The organism is Enterococcus sp. AZ126, from assembly GCF_051714545.1.
Classification (GTDB): Bacteria; Bacillota; Bacilli; order Lactobacillales; family Enterococcaceae; genus Enterococcus_L.
In genome coordinates, this window is record NZ_JBIOSB010000001.1 from 680,985 (window position 1) to 696,068 (window position 15,084).

At 34.9% G+C, this 15,084-nt stretch carries 16 protein-coding genes, 1 tRNA gene and 1 other annotated feature; of the genes, 1 reads left to right on the forward strand and 16 read right to left on the reverse strand.

Annotated elements, in window-relative coordinates:
• Positions 1–29 precede the first annotated feature (29 nt).
• Positions 30–274: a binding site (T-box leader), on the reverse strand.
• A 48-nt stretch (positions 275–322) separates the two neighbouring features.
• From IGI43_RS03245 to IGI43_RS03265, 5 genes are all read right to left on the reverse strand, one after another.
• Positions 323–658, reverse strand: a complete 336-nt coding sequence (locus tag IGI43_RS03245) for a glycine cleavage system protein H (RefSeq protein WP_438756400.1) — start codon at positions 656–658, stop codon at positions 323–325.
• The gene (locus IGI43_RS03250) at positions 658–1,014 is read right to left on the reverse strand and encodes an arsenate reductase family protein (RefSeq protein ID WP_069645553.1); all 357 of its coding nucleotides are present in this window, start codon (positions 1,012–1,014) and stop codon (positions 658–660) included. The genes IGI43_RS03245 and IGI43_RS03250 overlap by 1 nt, the downstream gene beginning before the upstream one ends.
• 18 nt (positions 1,015–1,032) lie before the next feature.
• The gene (locus IGI43_RS03255; protein ID WP_438756401.1) at positions 1,033–2,217 is read right to left on the reverse strand and encodes an FtsW/RodA/SpoVE family cell cycle protein; all 1,185 of its coding nucleotides are present in this window, start codon (positions 2,215–2,217) and stop codon (positions 1,033–1,035) included.
• A 764-nt stretch (positions 2,218–2,981) separates the two neighbouring features.
• Positions 2,982–5,495, reverse strand: a complete 2,514-nt coding sequence (locus IGI43_RS03260) for a BNR-4 repeat-containing protein (protein WP_438756402.1) — start codon at positions 5,493–5,495, stop codon at positions 2,982–2,984.
• A 347-nt stretch (positions 5,496–5,842) separates the two neighbouring features.
• Positions 5,843–5,915, reverse strand: a tRNA-Thr gene (locus tag IGI43_RS03265).
• A 139-nt stretch (positions 5,916–6,054) separates the two neighbouring features.
• Here IGI43_RS03265 and IGI43_RS03270 point away from each other — a divergent pair.
• Positions 6,055–6,291, forward strand: a complete 237-nt coding sequence (locus IGI43_RS03270) for a hypothetical protein (protein WP_438756403.1) — start codon at positions 6,055–6,057, stop codon at positions 6,289–6,291.
• Positions 6,292–6,459: 168 nt separating this feature from the next.
• Here the strand turns inward: IGI43_RS03270 and upp are convergent, their stop codons facing one another.
• The 11 genes from upp to IGI43_RS03325 all read right to left on the reverse strand — a co-directional run bounded on the left by upp (position 6,460) and on the right by IGI43_RS03325 (position 14,899).
• Entirely contained in the window at positions 6,460–7,089 is a 630-nt protein-coding gene (gene upp, locus IGI43_RS03275; RefSeq protein WP_438756404.1) for a uracil phosphoribosyltransferase, read from the reverse strand.
• Between the two features lie 79 nt (positions 7,090–7,168).
• Positions 7,169–8,407 (reverse strand): serine hydroxymethyltransferase, encoded by a 1,239-nt coding sequence (gene glyA, locus IGI43_RS03280; RefSeq protein WP_438756405.1) that lies wholly within the window; start codon positions 8,405–8,407, stop codon positions 7,169–7,171.
• Positions 8,408–8,462: 55 nt separating this feature from the next.
• Positions 8,463–9,500, reverse strand: a complete 1,038-nt coding sequence (locus IGI43_RS03285; protein WP_438756406.1) for an L-threonylcarbamoyladenylate synthase — start codon at positions 9,498–9,500, stop codon at positions 8,463–8,465.
• A gap of 4 nt (positions 9,501–9,504) precedes the next feature.
• The gene (prmC, locus tag IGI43_RS03290; RefSeq protein WP_438756407.1) at positions 9,505–10,356 is read right to left on the reverse strand and encodes a peptide chain release factor N(5)-glutamine methyltransferase; all 852 of its coding nucleotides are present in this window, start codon (positions 10,354–10,356) and stop codon (positions 9,505–9,507) included.
• The gene (gene prfA / locus IGI43_RS03295; protein WP_208928023.1) at positions 10,349–11,422 is read right to left on the reverse strand and encodes a peptide chain release factor 1; all 1,074 of its coding nucleotides are present in this window, start codon (positions 11,420–11,422) and stop codon (positions 10,349–10,351) included. The genes prmC and prfA overlap by 8 nt, the downstream gene beginning before the upstream one ends.
• A 58-nt stretch (positions 11,423–11,480) precedes the next feature.
• Positions 11,481–12,074 (reverse strand): thymidine kinase, encoded by a 594-nt coding sequence (locus IGI43_RS03300; protein ID WP_438756408.1) that lies wholly within the window; start codon positions 12,072–12,074, stop codon positions 11,481–11,483.
• Positions 12,075–12,651: 577 nt separating this feature from the next.
• A complete protein-coding gene (locus tag IGI43_RS03305) occupies positions 12,652–12,918 on the reverse strand; it encodes a hypothetical protein (protein ID WP_438756409.1) in 267 nt (88 codons plus the stop codon).
• Entirely contained in the window at positions 12,919–13,284 is a 366-nt protein-coding gene (locus IGI43_RS03310) for a hypothetical protein (protein WP_438756410.1), read from the reverse strand.
• Complete coding sequence (locus IGI43_RS03315) at positions 13,284–14,084, reverse strand: hypothetical protein (protein ID WP_438756411.1); 801 nt, start codon at positions 14,082–14,084, stop codon at positions 13,284–13,286. The genes IGI43_RS03310 and IGI43_RS03315 overlap by 1 nt, the downstream gene beginning before the upstream one ends.
• Positions 14,081–14,515, reverse strand: a complete 435-nt coding sequence (locus IGI43_RS03320; protein WP_438756412.1) for a hypothetical protein — start codon at positions 14,513–14,515, stop codon at positions 14,081–14,083. Before IGI43_RS03320 ends, IGI43_RS03315 begins: the two co-directional genes overlap by 4 nt.
• Complete coding sequence (locus IGI43_RS03325) at positions 14,516–14,899, reverse strand: DUF1310 family protein (RefSeq protein ID WP_438756413.1); 384 nt, start codon at positions 14,897–14,899, stop codon at positions 14,516–14,518.
• Between the last annotated feature and the right edge of the window lie 185 nt (positions 14,900–15,084).

The following is a 15,084-nucleotide window of genomic DNA, read 5'->3' on the forward strand; positions in this document are numbered from 1 at the left end:
AAAAAGCTTCCGTCCCCGTCATTAATTGACAAAAGGACGAAAGCTTGTCTTTCGTGTTACCACCTTGTTTTACCATTATTTCACAATAATAGCCTTATACAGTACTTGAATTCGCATACTGTCGTGCTATAACGGGCACTCCCGTAATAAGTTCACATCTGCTTACTTATTCCGCTCAAAGACCATCTTCCATCTCAATCATGTTGCCCATTTTCAGCGAACAGGGCTCTCTTCAAACATTTTCAACATGTACTCTTCTTTTCAAAGCTTTTACTTTTATTGATGAAATTATAGCAATATCCAAATAGCTTGTCAATTATTTTTATGCTTGATCCAATTCTTTCTCATCAACACCTGTCAAAATAGCGATCCAAGCATTTGTTTGATCTGCATCATCTAATACGCTAGTATCTTGTTCAACTGCTTCATTGATTGCTGCAATCGTTCCGCTGATTGGTGTACTGAATTCACTTACAGCTTTTTCAGCTTCCAATTCGATCAGCGAATCCCCTTTTTTTAACGTTTGACCAACTTTAGGCATTGTCGCAAACGTAATATTTCCTAGATCTTCTTGTGCTTCATTTGTCAAACCAATTTTATAACCTTCACCTGTTTTTAAAAGCCATAAACTATCGATTATTTTCAATTCTTCAGCCATTATTTAATAGCTCCTTCATAATCAGATTCTTTAAATCCGTTTGCTAAAAATTGATCTCCTTTAACAAAAATCGGACGTTTGATCAACATACCGTCAGTCGCTAATAATTCACTTGCTTCTTTGATCGAAAAGTCATTGACTTTATCTTTCAAACCTTGTTCTCTATAACGAATACCGCTTGTATTGAAGAAACGGCGAACGGGTAAATCACTTTGCTCCATCCAGCTTGCTAATTGTTTTGCAGTTGGAGGATTTTCGATCATATCGATTGTTTCGTATTTTACCTGTTTAGCATCTAACCAAGCTTTTGCTTTCTTACACGTTGAACATTTTGGATACCAGAAAAATGTGTACATTTTAACGCCTTCTTTCATTTAATAGTCTTCGATTGTCGCCTCTTTTTGATATTTCATAGACATGATCAATCCTACACCTAGCATATTTCCTAAAATCGAGGAACCACCTTGACTGATAAACGGTAATGGTATACCTGTTAGCGGTAATAGTCCAATATTCGCTCCAATGTTTTCAAATACATGGAACAAAATCATCATGATGATTCCAGTTGCAATATAGGCATAGAATTCATTATTTGTATCAAAACAAACGCGAATCATACGGTAAATCAAAATAAAGTATAGCAAAATAATAAAGCATCCGCCAATGAAACCAAAGTTCTCACCAACAACGGTGAAAATCATATCTGATTCTCTAACCGGCACATACACATCACTGACATTAAATCCTTTTCCAAGCAAACCACCAGAACCAATTGCTGTGATTGCCAAAGCTGGTTGGAAAGAACGATCCGGATCATGATGAAATGGATTCATCCATAAATCGATACGGTCAAACTGATAGGGTTTAAATCCAACTGAATAGAGAAATTCACGTCCGGTAGTTGTTGTCACTAGATAAATTGTTCCAGCTCCAACTAAAATTGCCACCAAAAACGCTGGCAGAATTATCTTCCAAGAAATCCCTGACATTAGAAACACGCCGCCAAATATTGCCAAAAAGACTAACATCGTTCCAAAATCGTCCTGTAGTAAAATCAGTATGATAACTGGCATTGTAACTAGCAACATTTTCCCGATCAGCCAAAAATCAGATTTTATCGTTCGATGAACATTCTTCACATTATGCATAGTCACCACATATGCTAACATCAAGATAAACGCTACTTTCATCAATTCTGAAGGCTGAAAAGTCGTTCCGCCAATACTGATCCAGTTTTTAGAACCTGTTTGTGATTCTAGAAAAGGATCATAAAATTTTAAAAGCAATCCCATCATGATCAAACCAATCACATAAAATACAGGTGTTAGCCGCCAAAGGAGCTTAGAACTAAAATGCATGACGATCACTATACTGACCCCACCGACTAAGTACCACAATCCTTGTTTCATCAACATATTGCCGATTTGTGGTCGGTTTGGATCATTACTCAACGCTACATATAATGACAATATCCCAATGATCGAAAGAAGGAATACAGGCAATATCACACCATAATCAATTCTATTGTCTAAATTACGCATTAATTTATTTTTATTCATTTTTCATCCCTTTTCCTTAAATCATACGCTTTTTATTATAACTTTCTATAGGGAGAAAAGAAAGTATAGTATTGATGATTTTTGAAATATTTTAGGGAATGGTTAATCTGTATTTTTCAAGTAACCATTATCAAAACTATTTATCAACTAAAAATTAAAAAAGATTTTTAGTTGATAAGATCATCTTTTTTTAGTTGTAAATAGATTATGGATCATACATTCTGTATAACTAGTAAATTGCATGTTGTGTAAATATTTCTTTTAAAAGTTTATTTCTAAAGATAACTTATTGGTTATTACTTAACAATGACCTTGTTTAAATTTATATGACTTACTTCTTTATTGTTAAGTATCTCCTCTTTACAGGTGATGTTATCCTTTGTATTCAGCTTCTTAATTTTTGTAAGACTTGCTTTTTTTTACTAATAAATCACAATTCCCCATCTACCACATAACAAAGACAAACGTAACTTTTTTCCTATCTCTGAAACATTATCTTATCCAGCTAAATCCATAAAAAATTTTTCTTGAAATCGATTCTAAACTTATTCATTTTTAATACGCATTTTATTGCCAAGTGGGTCTTAAACCTTGATTGTGTCTAATATTTTTATATCAAAATCAGTTACCGATTCAGCCTCAACGATATTTTATTATCCCCTTACATTATTAGTGATTTCTGTCATATCATACTAATTCAACTTTTGAGAAAGGGTTATATCATCTTAATCATAGCTCACTGCAAAGCATATATTTCTCTACTATCATTCAACAAAAGAAGTTGCATCTATTACAAAAATATAGTCGTTTTTAGAAACTATGGTAGCACCATCATTTCTGTAAAACCCATGTTGTAGGAAGATTTTAAGCTTACGATAATTATTCCATAACTGAATATCATAATTTGGTTCGTAATCACCAACATCGTCTGCTGTTACATGAACTAACTCTTCAGTTGTTACTCTATTGTCATCATTTATCTGCATTTTTACTAAAGATAATTTCCCAAAAAACTCATCATCTCTAATTAATAGAAAAATCTTAGCTTCATTTCCGGTACCAGATACAAGTATTTGAGGTCTGGCCATTTCTAATTTTTTAGTCCCTACACCTCCTAATTCAAAATCAGTTGTCCGAATATTAGTATCATAAATATCCCAATCGTTCCCGTTATTCCTTAAAATATTATATTGAACAGAACCATTTATCCTCCAATAAGAAATAATATAAGGTAGATTATTATCATCTACTGTCATAGAAGTTTGATTAATTAATGAACTATTTTGTGGTATTTTAATAATAACTTCTGCATTTTGCTTTTTAATTGGCATTTCGTACTCAACACCTTTAGATGTCATGAATTTTTCTCCTGTATTATCTATTGAAACAGCATAAGACATATCATGATTTGTTTTGACGTCAGTTGTTTCACGCCAAACCCAAGAAATATGTAAACAGCCTAACTGATCCACTACAGCCTGCCAATATGCAGAATCTGCTCCTTCACCTGAAATTAAATTATTATGAAGCCGACTCCATGTACCAGTTTGACTATTATATTTATTCAATACAGTATTTCCACTTCCAGATCCGCCATTTCTATATAAAAAGAACATATTCCCATCAGGCTGAACTAAAAATTCAGGATAAGTAACTCTGTTTTCTAGAGAACCTAACATTTCTTGCTGTATCATTTTTGTACTATTAGCCTCTTGCGACTTTGCATAAAATAAACTTCCAGCATGATTACTCCAAGCCATATGAATATAGCCCTTACCATCAACTGCTATAGAAATTATATTATGAGCATCATTAATAGTTCCTTTAAGCGTAGTCCACCGATAATACCAATCTCCATCATCCACACAACTAGCTAGAACGATTGTACCAGTATAATCATAAAAAGCAGCATATTGATATTTTTTTCCCGTATTGTCAACATGTGTGAATAAAGAGCTTTTTCTAAAAGACGTAGCATTTACCGAATTACCAGAAAAACCAGCAGTCAATTGTGAGTACTTAAAATTCTGGCTATGATTAAATTTTACATTTAAAGGATCTGAAAAATCAATTATTTCTGTGTCCGTCGAAATAATCTGCGGATCTGCCCAGCTCCCTACATACGTTTTATCTGTATCTTTTCCGTATCGTACTACTCTATCAGCTTCTCCTATATCTAATGTATTTTTGATGTAATAAGTATTTCCTCGTCTCACCATCAGAGTACTTTTTCCATCACCATTCCAGTCTCCTACATAAACTTCATCTGTCGCTTTTCCATAAATGACTACTTTGTCTGCTTCTCCTGGACTTAATGTATTTTTAATGTAATAGGTATTTCCTCTTCGTACCATTAAAGTGCTTTTTCCATCACCATTCCAATCTCCTACATAAACTTCATCTGTATCCTTTCCATAAATGACTACTTTGTCCGCTTCTCCTGGACTCAACGAATTTTTAATGTAATAAGTATTTCCTCGTCTCACCATCAGAGTACTTTTTCCATCACCATTCCAATCTCCTACATAAACTTCATCTGTATCCTTTCCATAAATGACTACTTTGTCCGCTTCTCCTGGACTTAATGTGTTTTTAATGTAGTATGTATTTCCTCTTCGTACCATTAAAGTATTTTTCTGTTCACCAGTCCAGTCTCCTACATAGACTTCATCTTCAGTTTTTCCATAAGTAACTACTTTATCTGCTTCTCCTGGGCTTAATGTATTTTTGATGTGATATGTATTTTTTCGCCTTACCATCAATGAACTAGGAGAAGTTTGTAATATATCATTATTTTTCGCTGTAAGTACTCCGTTTTCAAATTTTTGTATAAAAAATCCATCTTCAATCATTTGTTCTTCAATTGGTTTCCCTAACACTTCTAAACCACCACTAGCATTAAATGTATTTAGAATTGGAATTTTCACACTAAAAGTCCCTTCTTCTGAAGTAAAAACTGTCCCTTTTTCAAATTGCTGGTAACCTACATCCCTATCTGTGCCAATCGCTGGGCTCAAAGTTGCTCCCAAATTAGATTTCGCTACATAATTATTTATATTATTTATCATAAACTCAGTTGCTTCTTTAATTTCAATCGGTTTATTGATACTTGAAAAGTCATTTTCATTTGCTACTCGTAAATGATCTAACAGATTTTTATTACTTCCTGAGGTCAATATTTCAGCACGAACAACGCTGCTATTGATTAGTAAAAAACAACACGTAACTCCTAAAAATAAAAGATAATTTAATAAATTTCCACACTTTTCTTTTTTCATAATTAATTCTCCTTTAGGCATAGTAATAAACATATTAATTGTGTTATAACAAGTATAACATTTAATGTTGCATATTTTTTTAGTATTGTCTACAGTTTCAAACGATCAAAATATCATTATCAAAACAGTTTGTCATCAAGACAACAGAACAACATCAAACATATACTCTCACGCCTTAGAAGAATCGAAAAAAGCAGCAAGTGATAAGTTCAGTTCTTTACTAAATAAAAAGGACTAACCGTTATTTTATATTTTTTTACTTATTTCGTGTCCACGAACGTGCCCACAAACAATTTGATCATCCTTACAAAAAAATAAAAACCCTTATAAATAAAGGGTTAGACTTATGCCAGCTGTAGGAATCGAACCTACGACCTACGCGTTACGAGTGCGTTGCTCTACCGACTGAGCTAAGCTGGCAATACAACAAAAATTATAAAACTAAACCTACCTTTTGTAAAGTCAAAAACAGTTGTTTTTTTTAATAAAAATTAGTTTTCTGAAATTTTTCTTCATTTATGGTATAATAGAGAAAGAAGTTAAGAAAGGAAGTTTTTTAATGTCTAATTTCGGTAACTTTAATCGTCCTGTTGAACCTTCTGCTGAAGGAGATTTATTCACTGTTGATACTCAGGTCACTTTCTTGATGCATGGTCAAACACAAACTGGGATTATCACGAAACAATTAAATAATTCCGCAGTTGTGGAAATTGATGAAAACTCTACTAACACTGATTTAATGGTCAAAAGTAATGGTGTCATTGTCATCAATTACAAAAAACTAGAAAAAGTATAGATTCTTCCATCCATTATTATTGGATGGATTTTTTATTTATAAAAATAGGTTACAAACAAAAAAACTCACTTTTTCTCATGAATAGATATTAATAAATGGAGATAGCAGCGTTTACTCATTTTCTCTGGAGTAAGTGCTGCTATCTAATTCTCTATTTTAAATTATTACTTATTTTGTTCCAAACAAACGATCACCAGCGTCGCCTAGACCTGGAACGATATAGCCATTTTTATCTAGATATTCATCTAATGCTGCAGTATAAATATCGATATCTGGATGCGCTTCTTGTAAAGCCTTCACACCTTCTGGGGCTGCAACTAAACAAACAAATTTAATATTGCTTCCACCACGAGCTTTTAATGCATCGATCGCCATAATCGCTGATCCACCTGTTGCTAACATCGGATCAACAACAAATAATTGACGAGCATCGATGTCTTCTGGCATTTTTACAAAGTATTCAACTGGTTCTAATGTATCATGATCACGGTATAAACCGATATGTCCAACTTTAGCTGCTGGAATCAATTCCAAAATACCATCTACCATTCCAATACCTGCACGTAAAATCGGCACAATTGCGACCTTTTTACCAGATAATGTTTTTTGTGTTGTTTTGCAGATCGGTGTCTCGATAACAACATCTTCTAAAGGCATGTCTCTTGAAACTTCATATGCCATAAGCATTGCAATCTCATTAACGACTTCACGAAAAACCTTTGTTCCACAATCCTTATCTCTTATGATTGTTAATTTGTGTTGGATCAGTGGATGATCAATAACTTGGAATTTTCCCATGCTCATTCTCCTTCAATAATTTATTCCTTCCTATTGTAAAACAAAATCGAGCGATTGACTAGTCAATCACTCGAAACTTTTATTTATAAAGCGGATATTTTTTTGTCAGCTCACTAACAGAGGCGCGAACTTCAGAAAGAGTTGTCTCATTTTCATGATCATTTAGGACTTTGACGATCAATTTAGCCACTTCCACACAATCATTCTCTTTGAATCCTCTAGTTGTGATTGCAGGTGTTCCGATACGAATACCACTTGTCTTAAACGGACTAAGTTGTTCAAACGGAATTGAATTTTTATTAGCAGTGATATTTACACTGTCTAAAATCGCTTCAGCTTCTTTTCCGTTCAATCCAAAGCCACTGACATCGATCAACAGTAAATGGTTATCCGTTGATCCACTTACTAAACGAGCTTCTGGTGTTTGATTGAACACTTTCGTCATTGCTTTAGCATTTTCGATCACTTGTTCACTGTATTCTTTAAAACTAATATCTAATGCTTCTTTAAAGGCAACGGCTTTCCCTGCGATCACGTGTTCTAATGGTCCACCCTGAATACCAGGGAATATATTGCTATTGATTTTTTTCGCTAGCGCTTCATCATTTGTTAAAATAAGTCCGCCACGAGGGCCACGTAATGTTTTGTGGGTTGTTGAGGTCGTGATATCTGCATATGGCACTGGATTTGGATGCAAACCAGCTGCTACAAGACCTGCAATATGCGCCATGTCTACCATTAGTTTTGCGCCAACTTCATCTGCAATTTCACGGAATTTTTCAAAGTCGATCGTTCGAGAATACGCACTGGCACCTGCTACGATCAATTTTGGTTGATGTTCACGCGCTAAAATACGAACGACATTATAGTCAATCACTTCTGTCGTTGGATCAACGCCGTAACTTACAAAATGATAGGTTTTCCCACTAAAGTTCACTGGTGACCCATGAGTTAAATGTCCTCCCGCAGACAAATCCATCCCTAAAACAGTATCACCTGGTTCGATCAACGAAAGATAAGCTGCTGTATTCGCTTGTGAGCCTGAATGCGGCTGAACATTTGCAAATTTAGCTCCAAATAATTCTTTGGCACGATCGATTGCAAGATCTTCAACGATATCGATAAACTCGCAACCACCATAATAACGTTTGCCAGGATATCCTTCCGCATACTTATTTGTAAGAATACTACCTTGCGCTGCCATCACACCTTTAGAAACAACGTTCTCTGATGCAATCAGCTCCAAGTTATTTTCTTGACGGTCATTTTCTTTTGCAATTGCATCCCATAAATCAGGATCAAATGTTTTATAATCCATTAAACAAGCCTCCATTTCATTTGTTTGTACCGATTGTATCATACTTAAATGCTCTCTACTCAAAAATCGAATCAATTTTCAAACTTTTTTGATTTGCTGCTTTTTTCAGTCGATTCATGTAAGCGATCCCTAAATCAGATTCTGGGAAAGCTTGCGCAAAAATCACATCAATAGGTTGTTCATCTAAACTTCGAAGGCCCGCAAATAACAATTTAGTTGCTTGCTCAACTGAATGTTCACCAAAAGAAAAAACTGCCTCTACTTCATTTGAAAACATGTCGATCACTTGCTCGTCTGCAAACAAACCGATCCGTTGATTTTTATTTTTAGCCCATTCAATAGCCTGTCTAAATACCTGTTGATCTCCCTCTATGATCCAAACAGGAACTTCTGGGGAATAATGTTTATATTTCATTCCAGGTGCTTTAGGGGCTTCTTTTTCGCTAATTAAGTGCTGATCGACCCTTACCTTCCCGACAACTTGTTCCAGTTGTTCTTGAGTAACGGCACCTGGTCTTAAAATCACTGGAATTCCATCTGCCGCCGTTAAATCTAAAACTGTTGATTCTACGCCGATTTGAGTTGGACCATCATCTAGAATACCCGCGATTTTTCCATGCAGATCATGATATACATGTTTCGCTGTTGTTGGACTGGGCTTTCCAGAAGTATTTGCGCTGGGTCCTACTAAGGGCAGCTTAGCTGTTTTGATCAATTCCAACGTCTTCTCATTATTAGGCATCCGAAAAGCGACCGTTCTCAAACCGCCAGTCACGGTATTGGAAAATGCATTTGCATTCACATTAAAAATCAGTGTCAAAGGACCTGGCCAAAAGGTATCCACTAACTTTTCGGTCTTTTCAGGAATATCCGTCACATAATCTTTGACCATCTCAAAATCACTTACATGGACAATCAGCGGATTATCACTAGGTCGCCCTTTCACTGCATAAACTTTTTTTACGGCATGTTCATCCAATGCATTTGCGCCAAGTCCGTAAACCGTTTCCGTTGGAAAAGCGATCAGTTCTCCCTTACGGATCAGCTCTGCCGCTTGGGTGATTTTATCCGCTGTATATTGTTTTGTCTCCAATTTCCTATGCCTCCTTCTTTTTAGAAGAAACGATCACCATTCGATCATTTCCCGCTAAGTCTTTGGCAACTTGTACTTGTTTTTGTGGAAATGTTTGCTGAAAAAGTTTTTTGACAGCTTCACCTTGTTGAAAACCGATCTCTAAATAAATTTTCCCATTTGGATTTAGCAGTTCTTTCGCTTCTTCAGCTAATCGCTGATAAATCGCTAATCCTTCATTTTCTGCAAATAATGCTGTTTTCGGCTCAAAAGTCCGCACACTTTCATCCATCAAATTCCATTCAGTATTACTGATATAAGGAGGATTAGAAATCAAGATATCGATTTTTTGCCCCTTCATTGGCTTCAGAACATCTCCATAAATAAAACGAACATCTGCCTTTAAATGATCCGCGTTTTTTTCGGCAACTTGTAATGCTTCCTCCGAAATATCAATTGCTGTTACTTGCCAGTTTGGTCGGTCTAATTTTAGGCTAATCGCAATTGCACCCGTTCCAGTTCCCACATCAACAACAGTCAACGATTCCGTTGAATTTTCTTTCAAGCAAAGATCGACTAATTCTTCCGTTTCAGGTCTAGGAATCAGCGTGTGTTCATTGACCTGAAAACGATGACCATAAAAATCGCTATAACCTAATAAATAGTGGGGTGGATAATTTTGAACAAGTCTTCTTAGATCATCATTGATTTGTTGCTCGTCTTCTGATGATATTTCTTCTTTCAGATGAAGTAGCCAATCCGTTTTGCTCCAGCCTTTTCTCTCTAAAAAAACAAAGAGGATACTATAGCCTTCTTTCCCTTGTTTATCTAAAAAAGAAGAAGCCCGTTCAAGGACTTCAAAATAACGGTTACCCATTTTGCATCTCTTCTAATTTTGATGTTTGATCGTATAAGACTAATGCATCCACGATTTCATCTAATTTTCCAGCTAAAATTTGATCTAGCTTTTGAATCGTTAAACCAATACGGTGGTCCGTCACACGGTTTTGCGGGAAGTTATAGGTACGGATTCGCTCAGAACGATCTCCTGTACCAACAGCTGATTTGCGATTCGCATCATATTCGCTCTGCGCTTCTTGCTGCATTTGATCGTATACTCTGGCGCGTAAAATTTTCATCGCCTTTTCACGGTTTTTGATTTGAGAACGTTCATCTTGCATTGCCACTGCAATCCCCGTTGGAATATGCGTCAAACGAACAGCAGACGCTGTCTTATTGACGTGTTGACCACCAGCACCACTTGCATGGTAAATATCCGTACGAATGTCTTTATCTGCAAGGTCTAATTCTACTTCTTCCGCTTCTGGCAAAACCACAACAGTTGCTGTTGATGTATGGATACGTCCTTGAGATTCCGTTGAAGGAACACGTTGAACTCGGTGCGCACCGCTCTCATATTTTAATTTAGAGAAGACATTGTCTCCTGAGATCATCATGATCACTTCTTTGTAGCCGCCTATCCCAGTGATGTTTGCTTCCATCACATCTGTTTTCCAACCTTGGGATTCTGCATATTTTTGGTACATTCCAAACAGATCACCAGCGAATAAAGCCGCTTCGTCACCGCCAGCTGCACCACGGATTTCCATAATAATATTTTTATCGTCATTGGGATCTGTAGGCAACAGTAAAATTTTGATCCGTTCTTCTAAAACTTCTTTTTCTTTCTTTAATTCTGAAAGTTCTTCTTTAGCCATTTCAGCCATTTCTGCATCTAACTTTTCACCTAATAATTCTTCCGTGTCGCTGATGCCTTCAACCACTTGTTTGTAACGACGATAAACATCCACTGTTTCACGGGTATTTGCTTCTTCTTTAGATAATTGCATAAAGCGTTTCGTATCACTGATGACTTCTGGGTCGCTTAATAATTCGCCCAACTCTTCATAGCGATCTTCGATTGATTGTAACTGATCGTACATAGTTAGTTGCTCCTTTTTAATTAAGTATCTGTCTTTTATTTTTCATTTTTTTACTGAGTTAATTATTTTTTACTTGTTCACCATCGATTGGCGGATGAAAATAGTGATTCCGACACACTGGATAATATGCTTCATTCCCGCCAATTTGAACTTGTGTTCCTTCATAAACAGGTTGACCATCGATATAATGTAGGTTCATCGTAGCTTTCTTATGACAGAACCAGCAGATTGTTTTTAGTTCTTCTAATTTGTCTGCATATAACATCAAGTATTTTGAGCCTTCAAATAATTCATTACGAAAATCATTCTTCAAGCCAAACGCCATAACGGGAATAGCCAGTTCATCTACGATTCGTGCAAAATCAATTACATGTTTTTTTTCTAGAAACTGTGACTCATCAACTAAGATACAATAAGGCTTATAATCCAGCTTTTGGATCAACTCATAAACATTCGTTTCTTTAAAAATAGGAATAGCTTCTCTTCTAAGGCCGATCCGGCTTGAAACAACACCTACGCCATCTCTAGTATCAAGTCCACTTGTCATAATGACAACTGGTTTATCTTGTTCTTCATAATTATGCGCCACTTTTAATATTTCAATGGTTTTTCCACTATTCATTGCGCCGTATTTAAAAAATAATTGTGCCATTACTCCGTCGTCACCTCTCGTTTAGTTCCTCTCGTATTTTACTATAAAACCAAAGTTTTTTACAGTGGTAAATTTATTGCTTATGTATTACAGAGTTTCTCTTAGCGGAAATTTTCTATATCTGCAGTCATACTTGCTCCTTTTTTTAAGAAAATAAAAAAAGGTAATCACTCCACTTTAATCAGTGAAACAATTATCTCATCTGCTTTATTAGCTATTTCTATTATATAATTTGGTCTCGTATGGGTGTAATTATCTGTCAGTGTTCTATCTTTACTTGCTTAGTAACGCTTTCCGAAAAAAATTTTTATCGCTATCACTAAAACATTTTTTTCGTTATTTAATTTGGGGGATTGTTATATCTGCAATTTAGTGATAAATAAGATATTTTTTTTCAAAGATTTGATGTCTAAATTACTGCTAAAAGTCATCAGATTAGTTTTAAGAGGTTTTCAGTCTGAATGATATAGAAGCTAACAACTCGTACCATAAAGACTTCTGTAGCCGTTAATAATAGGAATTCAAAAAAGAGAGAATAATCAATGTATTTGTCCCTCACACCCGATAAATTAAGTTTTTATAAGTCATCAAATTGCTCAGTTGTTTGTTTAAATGTTTGTTCCGCTTGTTTTACCCATTGCCCTTTTGCCGATGTTTTAAAACTAGATAAATAACTGGAACTTGTGCTTTTTAACCCGTTCATCTTTTCTTTTTCCATTTGATTAATCATTTGTTTACGGTTTTCAGCTGTTGCATGGCTTTGACTAGCCACAAATGTTTGAATTAACTTTTTTTCCAATTCTTTTCGGATATCTGCTAAATTTTCTTTTAATGCATCTAACATTTATGAATTCCTTTCTTTTCTTACTATTAAAATATCCTCTTCAAAGGACATTCTTTGTTTTCGATACGAAAGTCTTTGTTCTTCTTGCTCATCATCTAGTTTATTTAATGTTTTCTTAACGACCATTTGACCTTCTTCTTGTGCTTCCTGAAGGAATCTATAGGCTTGTTGCAATACTTCTGGTTCAGTAATTTCTTCTCTTTTTGCCATGTATCTCACATAATCAGCTAAACTTTCGATTTCTCTGCGAAACACCCGATTTTCCTGATGGACATCCTCTATTGTTTCTTCTATTTGTTGTTTTTCTTTTCTATAGTCTGTTTCTAACGCATCTAATTTTTTGGATAGCTCGCCTTCTTTTGCCATTACATGCTCCTTATCTGATTCGCTAACTCTTGGTCTGTTTCTAATTGTTTCGTAATTGACTCGCCTATTTTTTGCAACAACTCATCATAATTTCGGCTTATTTTTGTTACTTTTGCTAATTTTTCTTCATATTCATGAACTGGTTCTCTTACAGTGTTGCTTTCCGTTACGTTTCCCCTATCTAACGCATCCAGGCACTCTCCATATGATAAATGTTGACCTATCCCTTCTGCATTGGATTTAGTAGTTTTCCATAAATCCCCAGCATTCTTGATACCTTCTTTATACATCTGCTTGAGTTCTGTAATTTCACCACTAATTGTTTGTTTCATCCCTTTAGTGATAGCCATTGCTTCTGATGCATCCAGAAAAATCTCCTCTGATGAAGAAAGACCGCCACCACTTTTTATAAATTTTTTTCTCATCATTTCTATTGCGGATAACTGTTGAGTAACCATATACTTGGCTAATTGGAGACTTCCTTCTTTTGTAGCCTTAATGCTACCATCTTTATTAAATTCATATCCACCCCACATATGTTGGTCAATGAGTCCTACTTTTTGGGAATTTACTCTAATAACATTTCCTACTGACATTTTACCCGAACCATAACCGATTGCTATAATGTCTTTTGAATCAACATAATTAAATAATTTGTTTAGTTTTGTTAATACATCTGCTATTGCTTGTTGTTTAGGGGATAAAACACCATAAATATTGGGCCCTTCATAAAAAAAGCCACCTGCAATACGCAAACTATCTTTATCTGATAAATCTGAAACTGCATACTGTGCATTCATAGACCCAGTGAATGACCATAAACAAATACTTGTGCATTTGGATATAATTCCATGGCATTTTTTAAGGTTTCAGAGGATGATTGCAATTGTGGCATTGCTACAGCTCCACCACCATTAACCACTTGTATTCCTGTTGGAATATCATTTAGTAACCAGTCTTTTGCAGCATCTGATGATAACTCAAAAGAAGAACCACGATAAATTACCGTAACCTCTTTTACATGGTTTCTTTCAGATAAAGGCGAAGTTGGTGATACATAATTATCTGTAATAACAAATGATTGTTCCCCAGTGGATTTATCATTTACTTGAGATACATAACCTATCTTATTTTTCTCTTTTCCTATTTTTACTGGGTCTGATTCTTTATATGAATTATACTCTTGTTCAGCTATTTCCATTCTTTGTTTATCAGTGTAGTTATTACTCATCTAATTCCCCTCCAATAATCTTTCTAAATCTGAAGAATTTCCACCACCTTCATCAGTTAAATTCCCATTTTCATCTTTGTTGAGTGTGAAGAAAACATATAGATTAGATTTTTTATTAGCAAAAAGTGTTACATTTATCCCACCCATAGGATTATGTTTAATACTATCTTCATCAATTTCATACGATTTGATAATTCCTTCTTCTGTTAGTGCTTTCGGATCAAGTACTTTTAAACCATTTTCAAATACTTCTTTTGCTTCTTGACCATTCACAATCTTAATCATTTTATCCTCTTGTTTCTTATTGTCTAACATAACTTTCCCTCCAATCCCAATTATAATTATTACAATAATACCTATAACTACTAATAGCTTCTTTTTCATTTTCCACCTACTTTTTTCATTTACTAAACGAGTACTTATTATAATTAAACTTTAATTCTAATCATAATTTATTTTACCAAATGTACAATAAAATAGATAGTGTTGAAATTATGATTTTATTATACTAAGTTATTAATTACTTGCTGTAATTCAGTAACAGTATTGTTAATATCTAAGGGTTTTTC

Bases quoted from the DNA above. Each gene is read 5' to 3' on its own strand.
- IGI43_RS03245 (WP_438756400.1), bottom strand. From the start codon at position 658: ATGGCTGAAGAATTGAAAATAATCGATAGTTTATGGCTTTTAAAAACA.
- IGI43_RS03250 (WP_069645553.1), bottom strand. From the start codon at position 1,014: ATGTACACATTTTTCTGGTATCCAAAATGTTCAACGTGTAAGAAAGCA.
- IGI43_RS03255 (WP_438756401.1), bottom strand. From the start codon at position 2,217: ATGAATAAAAATAAATTAATGCGTAATTTAGACAATAGAATTGATTAT.
- IGI43_RS03260 (WP_438756402.1), bottom strand. From the start codon at position 5,495: ATGAAAAAAGAAAAGTGTGGAAATTTATTAAATTATCTTTTATTTTTA.
- IGI43_RS03270 (WP_438756403.1), top strand. From the start codon at position 6,055: ATGTCTAATTTCGGTAACTTTAATCGTCCTGTTGAACCTTCTGCTGAA.
- upp (WP_438756404.1), bottom strand. From the start codon at position 7,089: ATGGGAAAATTCCAAGTTATTGATCATCCACTGATCCAACACAAATTA.
- glyA (WP_438756405.1), bottom strand. From the start codon at position 8,407: ATGGATTATAAAACATTTGATCCTGATTTATGGGATGCAATTGCAAAA.
- prmC (WP_438756407.1), bottom strand. From the start codon at position 10,356: ATGGGTAACCGTTATTTTGAAGTCCTTGAACGGGCTTCTTCTTTTTTA.
- prfA (WP_208928023.1), bottom strand. From the start codon at position 11,422: ATGTACGATCAGTTACAATCAATCGAAGATCGCTATGAAGAGTTGGGC.
- IGI43_RS03300 (WP_438756408.1), bottom strand. From the start codon at position 12,074: ATGGCACAATTATTTTTTAAATACGGCGCAATGAATAGTGGAAAAACC.
- IGI43_RS03305 (WP_438756409.1), bottom strand. From the start codon at position 12,918: ATGTTAGATGCATTAAAAGAAAATTTAGCAGATATCCGAAAAGAATTG.
- IGI43_RS03310 (WP_438756410.1), bottom strand. From the start codon at position 13,284: ATGGCAAAAGAAGGCGAGCTATCCAAAAAATTAGATGCGTTAGAAACA.
- IGI43_RS03315 (WP_438756411.1), bottom strand. From the start codon at position 14,084: ATGAATGCACAGTATGCAGTTTCAGATTTATCAGATAAAGATAGTTTG.
- IGI43_RS03320 (WP_438756412.1), bottom strand. From the start codon at position 14,515: ATGAGTAATAACTACACTGATAAACAAAGAATGGAAATAGCTGAACAA.
- IGI43_RS03325 (WP_438756413.1), bottom strand. From the start codon at position 14,899: ATGAAAAAGAAGCTATTAGTAGTTATAGGTATTATTGTAATAATTATA.